This window comes from Bacillus sp. FSL W8-0770, assembly GCF_038008705.1.
In the GTDB taxonomy this organism is placed as follows: Bacteria; Bacillota; Bacilli; order Bacillales; family Bacillaceae_G; genus Bacillus_A; species Bacillus_A cereus.
In genome coordinates, this window is record NZ_JBBOZR010000001.1 from 3,592,693 (window position 1) to 3,605,659 (window position 12,967).

Genomic DNA, 12,967 nt, shown 5'->3' on the forward strand with positions numbered 1-12,967 from the left:
TACTTACTCATCCTTTCTTTAACTTTTTCTGTAAGCGATACAATTCGTTCATCGCTTCTAAAGGTGTCATATCAAGTAAATCGATTTTTTTAATTTGCGCCAGTACTGCTGTTTCTTTTTGATCTAGCAGAGGCTTTTCTTGTTTCTTCGAAGACTGTTCTCCTCCAAAGAAAGATAGTTGCGATTCTTCTTCAGTCTCTACTTTCGTTTCCTGTATTTCTGCTATTTCCTCTTTTACAACTACAGGTTCTGGAGTAGCTTCTTGTACTTTCACTTCTACTCGCTTTGGAATAATAATTTCTTCCTGTCCTTCTAGCTGTGCTAACACTTCTTTCGCACGAGCGATTAGGCTATCTGGAAGCTCCGCAAGTTGCGCAACGTGAATTCCGTAACTTTTATCAGCTGCTCCATCTTGAATTTTATGAAGGAATACTACTTTTCCATTCTCTTCAATTGCTGAAACGTGTACATTTTTCAGTTGATTTAAACTCTCTTCTAACACCGTCAATTCGTGATAATGCGTAGAGAATAACGTTTTTGCACCAATTTGGTCATGAATATGTTCAATAATCGCTTGTGCAAGTGCCATACCATCATACGTAGATGTACCGCGTCCAATTTCATCGAATAAAATTAAACTTCTTTCTGATGCGTTTGCAATTGCATTTTTCGCTTCTAACATTTCGACCATAAATGTACTTTGACCTGAAATTAAATCATCCGCTGCACCAATTCTCGTAAAGATTTGGTCAAATACAGGTAATACTGCTTCTGTTGCTGGTACGAAACAACCGATTTGCGACATAACCGTTACAAGTGCTAATTGTCTCATATACGTACTTTTACCAGACATGTTCGGCCCTGTAATTAAAAAGACATCCATATTCTCTGGCATAATACAATCATTCGGTACATACAATTTCCCGTTCAATACTTTTTCAACAACAGGATGACGACCATCTTTAATAAAGATTTCGCGCTTCGTTGTCAGTACAGGTTTTACAAACTGTTCTTCTTCACTAACTGTTGCAAAACTTTGCAGTACGTCTAATTCACTAATTACTTTCGCTAAATGTTGTAATTTCGGAATAAATACTTTTACTTCTTCACGAAGTGCTGTAAATAAATCGTATTCTAGCTGTACAATTTTTTCTTCAGCTTCTAAGATTAACGTTTCTTTTTCTTTCAGTTCATCTGTAATGAAACGTTCAGCATTAGCAAGCGTCTGTTTACGCTCATAGCGACCTTCTGGAAGTGCTGCAAGATTCGCTTTCGTTACTTCAATGTAGTAACCGAAAATACGGTTGTATCCGATTTTTAATGATTTAATTCCGGTAATATCACGTTCTCTTTTTTCAAGCTCAGCAATCCACGTTTTCCCGTTTTTACTAACGTAACGATATTGATCAAGCTTGTCATTATAACCATCTTTAATAATATCTCCATCTTTAATCGAAAGCGGTGGGTTTTCTTGAATACTTCTTCCTAGTAATTCTGTTAAGCTTTCACATGGATCTGCACCTTGAATTAATCTCGATGCATAAGCGTTATCTAACAAACTAATTGCTTCTAAAATAGCTGGTACTTGAAGCAATGAACGTCTTAATTGTAATAAGTCTCTTGCATTTACGTTACCAAATGCAACTTTTCCTGCTAAGCGTTCTAAATCATATACTTCTTTTAACTTTTCTTTTAAATCTTCACGTAAGAAGTAATCATTTACAAACGTTTCAACCATTTCTAAACGCTCTTCAATTCTTTCTTTCTGTATAAGTGGACGTTCCATCCACTGTTTTAACATACGACCACCCATAGCTGTTTTCGTCTTGTCCAATAACCATAATAGTGATCCTGTTTTTTCTTTCGTTCGAAGTGTTTCTGTCAGTTCTAAATTTCGCTTTGAATGTACATCAATTTTCATAAATTGATTCGTATAATAAATTTCTACTGGTTGCAAATGATCTAAAGAACGTTTTTGCGTTCTTATTACATAGTTAAATAAACGTCCAACTGCTTTAATTAATTTTGCTTGTGAAACATTTTTCACAAGATGTTCTAATCCTTCCGGAATTGCCGTTGCATCTTCATACGAAATCGTCATTTTCAATGTTTCAGTTAACTTGTTTAGTTCATCTTTAGAAAATGAAGAATCAACAACAATTTCTTTCGAACCAGTTGCATACACTTCTAATAAAATATCTTCTACTGAACCAGTCAATAACGTTACTGTATTTTGTCCAGTCGTTAAGTCGTTACAAGCTAAAGCATATGATCCATCTTCAAAATGTGTTAATGCGGCTAAGAAGTTATTTTCTTTCTCATCAATTGTACGCCCTTCCATCATCGTTCCTGGCGTAATTAATTGTACTACTTCACGACGTACTACACCTTTAGCTGTTTTCGGATCTTCTACTTGCTCACAAACAGCTACTTTATATCCTTTTTCAACAAGTTGTTCAATATAGTTTTTAGCCGCATGATACGGTACACCGCACATTGGTATACGTTCACTACTACCGCCATCTCGGCTCGTTAATGTAATTTCAAGTTCATGAGCTGCTTTTACAGCATCCTCAAAGAACATTTCATAAAAATCGCCTAAGCGAAAAAATAAAAAGGCATCTTGATAATCTGCCTTAACCTTTAAATATTGCTGTATCATAGGCGTATATTGAGTCATACTTTTCCTCCATAATTCTTACATGATAATCTATTTTCATATATGTCGCATTTCACGGACACTCTTATCTCCTATTTCAGGAGTCTTTCTTCATTATAACATATTTCATAAAGAATCATGTTCATTCAGCCCCACTTATGTAAAGTAAAAAGCTAGGAAGAACTTCTCCCTAGCTTTCTATTACTCTTCTTCTGCATCAACTATAAAGTTCGGATCTAATTCTTCAAATTCATCATCAGCAATTTGGAAATCATCATCTGATTCTACGCAGCCTTCAGGATTTACACTTACACAAATTTTCGTTTCTCCAACTACTTCTGTTACAAATTCACGTTCTACAGTTACAACAATTTTATTACCATTTGGTGATACAAGTGCTTCTAAACAATTTGGCGGCTGAATAACACGAGCAATAATTTCTAAATCGTCACCAGAAAAGTTTTTATCACGATAACCAATACTTACTTCGTCCGTGTAGTTCACACGTTCTGTTACAACTTCAGTCTTTGTATTTCCATCAAATGAATACCAAGTGTTCACATCATAGAAACCTTCAATTTCCACATGTTTTCCATTCTTTCTTGCTTCGTACGAGTGGTTAATTACCCAGCACCCTAAAATACTTGTTGGCTCATTATTCGATTCACATGTATGCGTTGACTTTGTATACTTACGTCCTTTTCCAACCACTGCTTTTGTAATAATCTCTCTAAATTCGGACATTCGTAACCCTCCTCAATCACTATTCACTTAATCATATGCGTGACAATAGCGGAATGTGTCATTCTTTTTTTGAGAAGAACTTACGTTTAATCCCCAAAAAAAAGAGATGTCAATATGACATCTCTTTAACAACCACAATTTCCTTTTTTACTTTCTACCGCTGCGCCAGTTTCACCCTTTAGTACATCGCCACCAGTTGAAATTAATATTTCATCTGTTACGTTGTTAGAAATTGTACTAGCAACTAACTGTAATAAGTCATTTACGTATGTTTGTGAAGATTTAAATTGTTGTACGACTGGAATACTGTCTAACTTATCTTGCAATGCATCAATTTCAGCTTCTACCTTTTTTAAAGCTTCCCATTTCCCGTAATGTTGCAAGTTTACTGCTTGTTTTTGCAGTGCTTTAATTTCATCGATTGCGCGCTTTACATTTTCATTTTTATGAATTTGCGCCTCTGCTTTCTTAAAAAAATCAACTTCTTCTGTTTCAGAAATCATTTTTGCTAATTCTTTCGCTTGTTCAACAATGTCATCTTTCGAATATACTTTCATCTATTATTTCACCTCAATCGGCTCTTCAACTAATTCCCCGTTAAGAGACCAAGTTTTTGCTTCCGTTATTTTCACTTTCACAAGCTGACCAATTAAAGATTTTGAAGCGACGAAGTTTACAAGTTTATTCGTACGAGTATAACCTGCAAGTACTTCCGGATTATTTTTACTTTCCCCATCAACTAACACTTCTACAATTTGACCTTTGTAACGACTATTCTTTTCAATTGCCAACGTATTTACTAGTGTATTTAAACGCTGAAGACGTTCTTTCTTTACTTCCATCGGTACATTATCTTTCATTTTTGCAGCTGGTGTACCTTCGCGAGGAGAATAAATGAATGTAAAGGCAGTATCAAACCCTACTTCACGATATAACGACATCGTTTCTTCAAATTGCTCATCTGTTTCATTTGGAAAACCAACGATAATATCTGTTGTTAATACTACATCTGGAATTGCTTCTTTAATTTTTCTTACAAGTTCTAAATAATGCTCACGCGAATATTTACGTGCCATAATTTTCAGCATATCTGTACTTCCAGATTGAACTGGTAAATGGATATGTTCTACTAGGTTGCCACCTTTTCCAAGCACTTCAATTAAGTGATCATCGAAATCACGTGGATGGCTCGTTGTAAAACGAATACGGGCAATATCAACTTTACGAAGTTCGTCCATTAAATCGCCAAGACCGTATTCTATATCTTCAAAGTCTTTACCATATGCATTTACGTTTTGTCCAAGTAACGTAATTTCTTTATAACCATTTGCAGCTAAATGACGAATCTCTTGGATAATATCTTCTGGACGTCTACTTCGCTCTTTTCCGCGTGTATACGGTACAATACAATACGTACAGAATTTATCACAGCCATACATAATATTTACCCAAGCTTTAATATCACCACGACGTACTTTCGGAAGGTTTTCAATTACGTCACCTTCTTTTGACCATACTTCAACTACCGTCTCTTTCGAGAACATCGCATCTTTTAGAATGTACGGTAGTCTATGAATATTATGCGTTCCAAATACCATATCTACATGCTGATTTTTTTGCATAATTTTATTTACAACAGATTCCTCTTGAGACATACAACCACATACACCAATTAAAAGGTCTGGATTTCTTCGTTTGAGTGACTTTAAATGGCCTAGCTCACCAAACACCTTATTTTCAGCATTTTCACGAATTGCACAAGTGTTTAATAAAACTACATCTGCATCCTCAGTTGAAAAAGTTGGTTCATATCCAAGTGCTGTGAAAATACCTGCCATTACTTCCGTATCATGCTCATTCATTTGACAACCATATGTACGAATATAGAACTTTCTTCCTGTACCAAAATTGCGAAACTCTTCAGGTAAGCCAAAATCCCGTTCAATTTTAACTTCTTCTTTCCCACGCTTTTTCGCATCCTTTAAGGAAGGTGGTTGATATACACTTTCAAAGTATTTACTATAATCTTTCTCTTCTTTTTTCATAGAGGAATTTGCTTGTTGACTTGCTAATCGTTGTTGCTCGTTCATCGGTAATCTCCTTTCACCCTTAACTATACATACTCTATAGTCCATTTTAATGCGCCTAGACTCACCTCAAAAATGGTTAGATAGCTTGAGAGATAACTTGTCCTTTGAAACTTGAGTAATCAATCTAATCATTCATAAGAATGAAGTCTTCCCCACGCAAATAGACATTCCCTTTTTATCATTTCTTGTTGTCCTACCAAAAAGCATATTGCTTTATCCCTATAAACATTACCATAGTATGATGTATTTCGCCAATTTTAACAATAAAGAGGCCCTTTATTATCTTACATTTCATAAGCAATGAACTTGCCATTTTCATACAACGATTTATATATTATTTTATCATTCTGAATTTTCTAAGTAAATAAGGCTACCCTATATTTTGTACATAAAAAAAGGTTGCCAAATCGGCAACCTTTTTTTCTTACATTACATAAATTCAGCAACAAGCTCATCAAACATTTTCTGATCCATATTTAAATCAGATTTCACTAAAGGCTCTTCACTATATCCTTTAACAAGTTCTTGATATGATGGTTGCTTAGTATTTTGATAAATTAACCCTGTTACTAAACCGTTATTTTCCATTAAAGTTTGCATAGCCATCATGCGATTAGATGGATCATATCCCTCTACTGTGCTTAGTTTCGTTAAGTTCTCTTTAAACCAATCGTAAGTATTTACTTTATTGTAAGTAACACATGGGCTAAATACGTTAATTAATGAAAATCCTTTATGGTTAATACCAGCTTCAATAATTTGTGTTAATTCTTTTAAATCACTCGAAAAGCTTTGCGCCACAAATGTCGCACCAGCTGTTAAGGCCATTTCCATTACATTTAGTGATGGTTCAATTGAACCTTGTGGTGTGCTTTTCGTTTTAAATCCAGCTTCACTACGTGGTGAAGTTTGCCCTTTTGTTAATCCATAAATTTGGTTATCCATTACGATGTACGTAATGTCGATATTACGACGAATAGAATGGATTGTATGTCCCATACCAATCGCAAATCCATCACCGTCACCACCTGAAGCGATAACTGTTAAATCACGATTTGCCATTTTCACACCTTGTGCAATCGGAAGGGCACGACCATGAATACTATGCACACCATATGAATTAATATAACCTGAAATACGGCCTGAACAGCCGATACCAGAAATAACAGCAAGTTCATCTGGATTTAGGCCAACGTTAGCTGCCGCACGTTGAATTGCAGCTTGCACTGAGAAGTCTCCGCAACCTGGGCACCAGTTTGGCTTTACACTGTTACGAAAGTCCTTAAATGTTGCCATTTAATACAACCCCTTTTTTGCATTCGTTGTAAATCTCTTTCGGCAAGAATGGGTTTCCATCATATTTTAAAAGACTAGAAATTTTCTCACCATTACCAAGATTCATTTTCATAATGTTAGCAAGCTGACCTGTTGCATTGTTTTCTACTACTACAACACGCTTCGCCTTTTTCACAAGTGGATCGATTTCAGCTGTTGGGAACGGGTGAATTAAACGCACATGAGCATGGTTTACTTTCATACCCTCTTGTTCTAAACGCGTCATTGCCTCTTCGATCGCACCACGAGTTGAGTTAAATCCAACAAGCAATACGTCTGCTTCTTCATGCTTAACATTTTTATAAACAGGGGTATTAAACTTCAAGTTCTCCATTTTACGGAAACGTTTGTCCATTTGATCTTTACGGTTTATTGCTGATTCCGACGGTTTTCCAGTTTCATCATGTTCTACACCTGTAACATGGTGAACACCATTTTTCATACCAGGTAAAACACGTGGTGAAACGCCGTCTTCTGTTACTTCATAACGCTTGAAGTATGCTTTATTTTCACGTTCTGGTAATTTTGCTTCTAAATCAAGCTTACCACGACGAATTTCCACTTTATCTAATTTAAGTGGTTCTACTGTTTGTTTTCCTAACGAAAGCTGTAAATCTGTTAAGAAAATAACAGGAACTTGATATTCTTCAGATAAGTTAAATGCTTCTACAATGTCATAGAAAGCTTCTTCAACTGTACTTGGCGCCATTACGATTTTTGGAATTTCACCATGCGTACCGTAAATCATTGCCATTAAGTCAGACTGTTCTTGTTTCGTTGGTAATCCTGTACTTGGGCCGCCACGTTGTGTATCAACAATTACTAATGGGGTTTCTGTAATACCCGCTAAACCGATTGCTTCCATCATTAATGAAAGACCAGGACCAGCAGATGCCGTTAATGTACGAACACCAGCATAGTTTGCACCGATTGCCATTGTACAAGCTGCGATTTCATCCTCAGTTTGGATTACTGTTCCGCCGACTTTCGGTAATTTTTTAATTAAGTATTCCATAATTTCTGATGCAGGTGTGATTGGGTATGCTGACATAAAACGAGCACCACCAGCTACCGCACCAAATGCGATTGCATCGTTTCCAATCATAAACATGCGTTTTTTACCATCAGCTTTTTCAAGCTGCATCATGTTTACTTTCTCACCTAGTAATTCTTTCATATATTGAGAGCCGCGTTTAATTGCGTCCATATTCTTTTGAACGACTTGCTCTCCTTTACGACCAAAGATTTCTTCAACAACATCTAAATAAGCTGTTTCATCTAATCCTAATACTGCACTTGATGCTCCAACAGCAACCATGTTTTTCATTAATGATGTGCCTAATTCTGAAGCAATATCTGTAAACGGTATCACATATAGATTTACATCTGTATTGTCAGGTATTGTTGGATTAAATTTCGCATCCGCAACTACAATTCCACCTGAACGTAGTTCGTGGAAATTAAAATCAATTGTTTCTTGGTCAAAAGCAATTAAAATATCTAAATCATCTGAGATCGCTCGTACTTCTGTTGTACTTACACGAATTTTATTATTTGTATGGCCGCCTTTTATACGTGATGAGAAGTGGCGGTAACCGTATAGGTAATATCCTAATCGGTTTAATGCAATACAGAAGATTTCTCCTGTACTTTCAATTCCTTCACCTTGTTGGCCTCCAACTTTCCATGAAAGTTGACTAATCATCTCCTACACCCCTTTTGGCTGCATTCATTGTAGTGTATTTTTTTACAGTAATAGTTTAGCATTTTTTATGCAAATAAACTACAACGGACGCAAATTATGCCTCTTCTGATTTCCCTGAATCTTTAGTATAAAGCTATTTTGTTTTTCATTCTAGTATTAGGTCTTAAAAAAAGCAATAAAATCAAATGAATTAATTTTGATTTTTCTGAATTTTAAATCGGGATTTAAAAACTCATATGTTCTACAAAATTATCATATAAAAATCGTTCTACAGTAGATGCAGCATAGTGTTTACAAAGCTCATTCATTACATTTTCATAATCTCGATACGCTGATACATTTACAACTGTTTCTAAAATCCCATCAAAATCGGAACCAAATCCTATATTGCGCTCTCCACCTAATGAACAAATATATTCGATATGTCTTACTATATCTGCTACATTCGCTTGTTTTTCATTTGTTAGAAACTGCGGTACAAAAGTGACACCAATCATGCCATTTCGCTTTATAAGAGCTTTAAGTTGTTCATCGTTTAAATTACGTGGGTGCTCGCAAAGTTTCATACAATTTGAGTGGGAAGCAATAGGATTTTTTGCAATCTCTATAACATCCCAAAAACTTCTTTCATTCAAATGAGACACATCAGTCCATACATGTAACGTATTCAGTTCTTGTACAACATGTTTACCAAAAGTCGTTAAACCCGCCCCACGTGTCTCTAGCGCACCATCAGCTAAGAGATTGGCATAATTCCATGTTAGTCCAAAAGAACGTACTCCTAGGCGATACAACAACCGTAATTTCATTGCATCTTTTCCAATTGCTTCGCATCCTTCTATTGTTAATATCGCTCCAATCTCGTCCTGTTTTAATATGTTAATATCATCTTTTGTCTGAATAAACTTCACACCTGGTAGGGATAAAATCTCATTATAAAAAATATCTACCATTTGTAATGCTACTTCAAATCGGTTTTCATATGCCACTGTTTCTGGTACATATATAGCAAAACATTGTATACTTCCTTTTCTTCTCTTTAACTGTTCAAATGTAATATGTAATTGTGAATCATCTTTAAAATCCCTTTTCCCTTGTGCACTCCATAACTGAAGAAGCACGTCACAATGAGCATCAAAAATTTTCATTTTCATTCCTCCATTATAAAAACAACCTGTTTGCATACTGCAAACAGGTTGTTTAAACTTAACGAGGTTCTACAATTAATTTTATTGCTGTACGCTCTTCGCCATCAATCATAATATCTGTAAACGCTGGGATACAAATCAGGTCCAAACCACTAGGCGCTACAAATCCTCTTGCGATTGCTACTGCCTTTACAGCTTGGTTCAATGCACCTGCACCAATAGCTTGAATTTCTGCTGTTCCGCGTTCGCGAATAACACCTGCAAGTGCACCAGCTACAGAATTAGGGACCGACGTTGCTTTAACTTTTAATATTTCCATTCCGCGTTTCCTCCTCGTTTCTTTAAAAAGTATTAGCAATTATTTCACTTTAACTTATATTCACGAGGAATGGCGCGTATTCCTGCTAAATTTTCGTAATTTTTCTAAAAAATTAAAATATAATAACTTATCTAAAATTTAACGAAAATTTACTCAAAAAATGGTTGATCATCATTAATTAAAATACGTTCAATTTTCTTTGCTTTTCCTGTATTTGGATCCACATCAATTAACACTGCACTTAATTGCGTTCTACCATTTGTTACTTCAAATCGTACTGGTAAGTTTGTTAAAAACTTCTTCAATACTGCTTCTCTGTCCATACCTAATATTCCGTCATACGGCCCTGTCATCCCAACATCTGTAATGTATGCCGTTCCGCTTGGTAAAATACGGTTATCCGCTGTAGGGACATGCGTATGCGTACCTACTACTGCTGTAGCACGTCCATCTACATACCAACCTAGCGCTTGTTTTTCACTTGTAGTCTCCGCATGGAAATCAACAAATATAATATTCGTACGTTTTTTCGCAATATTAATTAATTCATCCACTTTACGGAATGGACAATCAATTGGAGGAAGGAAAGTACGTCCTTGTAAATTAATAACTGCAACTTCTGTTCCATTACAGTTCACAAAGATAAGTCCTTTTCCTGGAGTTCCTTCTGGGAAGTTAGCTGGTCTTGCAAGATATTTTGCATCATCGATGAATTCAAATACTTCACGATTATCCCAAGCGTGGTTTCCAAGTGTAACTGCCTGCGCCCCACACTCTAAAAAGTTTCGATATATTTTTTCTGTAATCCCACGGCCACCTGCTGCATTTTCTCCATTAATGATTGTTACTGTAGGTGTATATTTTTTCTTTAATGCCGGTACGTATTGTTGAATCATACCTCTACCAGGAGATCCTACTACATCCCCAACAAATAATATTCTCATATGTCTTACCCTTTCTATGTACTGCATTTTTTATTGCTATAGCATCAAGTAAATTCCTTATAATATCTTTATTATAAGTTTGTTTCACTTTTATGCTATATAACTAACTGTCTTTATTTTATCCAATTCCAACACAAAAAAATAAAGTGGTGTTTCACCACTTTATTTTGCGTATTCCACTGCACGTGTTTCACGAATAACAGTTACTTTAATATGTCCTGGGTAATCCAGTTCATTTTCAATACGTTTTCGGATATCACGAGCTAAACGATGAGCTTCTAAGTCATCGATTGTATCTGGTTTTACCAAAATACGAACTTCACGTCCTGCTTGAATTGCAAATGATTTTTCAACGCCTTCATAAGACTCTGAAATCTCTTCTAACTTTTCAAGACGACGAATATAGTTTTCAAGTGTTTCACTACGAGCTCCCGGTCTTGCAGCTGATAAAGCATCTGCTGCTGCAACTAAAACTGCAATGATAGAAGTTGGTTCTGTGTCACCATGGTGAGATGCGATACTGTTTATAACTACAGGATGCTCTTTATATTTCGTTGCAAGTTCAACACCAATTTCAACGTGGCTTCCTTCTACTTCATGGTCAATCGCTTTTCCGATATCATGTAATAGACCTGCACGTCTTGCTAGTTTTTCATCCTCGCCAAGCTCTGCCGCCATAAGTCCAGTTAAATATGCAACTTCCATAGAGTGTTTTAAGACGTTTTGACCATAACTTGTACGGTATTTTAAACGACCTAAAATTTTAATTAAATCTGGATGTAATCCATGAACACCCACTTCAAACGTTGTTTGCTCTCCGACTTCGCGAATATACTCGTCCACTTCACGTCTTGATTTTTCGACCATCTCTTCAATACGCGCTGGGTGAATACGTCCGTCCTGTACTAGTTTATCAAGAGCGATACGAGCTGTTTCACGACGAATTGGGTCGAATCCAGAAAGGATTACCGCCTCTGGTGTATCATCGATAATTAAGTCAATACCCGTTAACGTTTCTAACGTACGAATATTACGACCTTCACGCCCGATAATACGTCCCTTCATTTCGTCATTTGGAAGATTTACAACCGAAACGGTTGTTTCAGCAACATGATCAGCTGCACATCTTTGCATTGCAAGAGATAAAATCTCTTTTGCTTTCTTATCCGCTTCTTCTTTCGCGCGAACTTCACTTTCTTTTACCATAACAGCGATTTCATGAGAAACTTCATTTTCTACTTTACCAAGAATAATTGCTTTCGCTTGTTCGCGTGTCAGATTGGAAATGCGCTCTAATTCTGTTTGTTGCTTTTGAACTAACTCTCCCACTTTGCTTTCCAACTCTTCAATCTGTTGTTGTCTCGCTACAAGAGATTCCTCTTTCTTCTCTAACTGTTGCTCGCGTTTATCGAGCGTTTCGTCTTTACGATCAAGGTTCTCTTCTTTTTGCATTAAACGATTTTCTTGTTTTTGTAATTCGCTTCTACGGTCACGAATTTCTAATTCAGCTTCTGTACGAAGTGTATGAATTTCATCCTTTGCTTCTAAAAGCGCTTCTTTCTTAAGTGCTTCAGCCTCACGATTCGCTTCGTCTAAAATACGTCTCGCTTCATTAGCCGCACCATTAATCTTCGCTTCAGCAATAGACTTTCGAACAAAAAAGCCAACAACTGCACCGACTGTTGTTGCAAGCAAAATGGAGATGAGTATCCAAACTGTACTACTCATGATTTCACCTCCCCTTGCTATGAATGAAAAAAGACTGTCGGCATGTACATTGAATTACAACATACAGCAAAGACCGTCGTCCCGCTTTTTTAAGGGACTTTCTTCATTTCACAATTAAAATGTCATATTATTATTTCGGTAAGATTTAAACCTTACTCCGAATATTACTTCTCTTCTTGAGAAGAGTATATCGTATATAAGAAAAAATATACATTCTCATTGTATCTATCGTAATTTTCATTGTCAAGCGTTGTCTACTTTTACTTTCTTTACCTTCAGCCTTGAATGTGACCTA

At 36.1% G+C, this 12,967-nt stretch carries 10 protein-coding genes; all 10 read right to left on the bottom strand.

Translation table 11 applies throughout. The features are described 5' to 3' along the window. Positions 1-7: 7 nt before the first annotated feature. Entirely contained in the window at positions 8-2,680 is a 2,673-nt protein-coding gene (gene mutS, locus NST27_RS18390) for a DNA mismatch repair protein MutS (protein WP_000196029.1), read from the bottom strand. Between the two features lie 180 nt (positions 2,681-2,860). Next, positions 2,861-3,403, bottom strand: coding sequence for an outer spore coat protein CotE (gene cotE / locus NST27_RS18395; protein ID WP_001288799.1), 543 nt, complete (start codon positions 3,401-3,403; stop codon positions 2,861-2,863). Positions 3,404-3,528: 125 nt separating this feature from the next. Next, positions 3,529-3,960, bottom strand: a complete 432-nt coding sequence (locus NST27_RS18400; protein ID WP_000870461.1) for a RicAFT regulatory complex protein RicA family protein — start codon at positions 3,958-3,960, stop codon at positions 3,529-3,531. A 3-nt stretch (positions 3,961-3,963) separates the two neighbouring features. Beyond that, positions 3,964-5,493 carry a tRNA (N6-isopentenyl adenosine(37)-C2)-methylthiotransferase MiaB gene (gene miaB / locus NST27_RS18405; RefSeq protein ID WP_001005375.1) on the bottom strand — a complete coding sequence of 510 codons (1,530 nt, stop codon included), beginning with the start codon at positions 5,491-5,493 and terminating at the stop codon, positions 3,964-3,966. Positions 5,494-5,922: 429 nt separating this feature from the next. After that, the gene (locus NST27_RS18410) at positions 5,923-6,789 is read right to left on the bottom strand and encodes a 2-oxoacid:ferredoxin oxidoreductase subunit beta (RefSeq protein WP_000190155.1); all 867 of its coding nucleotides are present in this window, start codon (positions 6,787-6,789) and stop codon (positions 5,923-5,925) included. Then, positions 6,776-8,533 (bottom strand): 2-oxoacid:acceptor oxidoreductase subunit alpha, encoded by a 1,758-nt coding sequence (locus NST27_RS18415; protein WP_047386685.1) that lies wholly within the window; start codon positions 8,531-8,533, stop codon positions 6,776-6,778. Before NST27_RS18415 ends, NST27_RS18410 begins: the two co-directional genes overlap by 14 nt. Before the next feature lie 224 nt (positions 8,534-8,757). Continuing rightward, positions 8,758-9,681: a dipeptidase gene (locus tag NST27_RS18420; RefSeq protein ID WP_000688038.1), complete on the bottom strand. Its 924-nt coding sequence runs from the start codon at positions 9,679-9,681 to the stop codon at positions 8,758-8,760. A gap of 58 nt (positions 9,682-9,739) precedes the next feature. Then, positions 9,740-10,000 carry a stage V sporulation protein SpoVS gene (gene spoVS / locus NST27_RS18425; protein WP_000404341.1) on the bottom strand — a complete coding sequence of 87 codons (261 nt, stop codon included), beginning with the start codon at positions 9,998-10,000 and terminating at the stop codon, positions 9,740-9,742. A 149-nt stretch (positions 10,001-10,149) separates the two neighbouring features. Next, positions 10,150-10,944, bottom strand: coding sequence for a TIGR00282 family metallophosphoesterase (locus tag NST27_RS18430; protein WP_001221095.1), 795 nt, complete (start codon positions 10,942-10,944; stop codon positions 10,150-10,152). 162 nt (positions 10,945-11,106) lie between these two features. After that, positions 11,107-12,672: a ribonuclease Y gene (gene rny / locus NST27_RS18435; RefSeq protein ID WP_000099771.1), complete on the bottom strand. Its 1,566-nt coding sequence runs from the start codon at positions 12,670-12,672 to the stop codon at positions 11,107-11,109. Positions 12,673-12,967 lie beyond the last annotated feature (295 nt).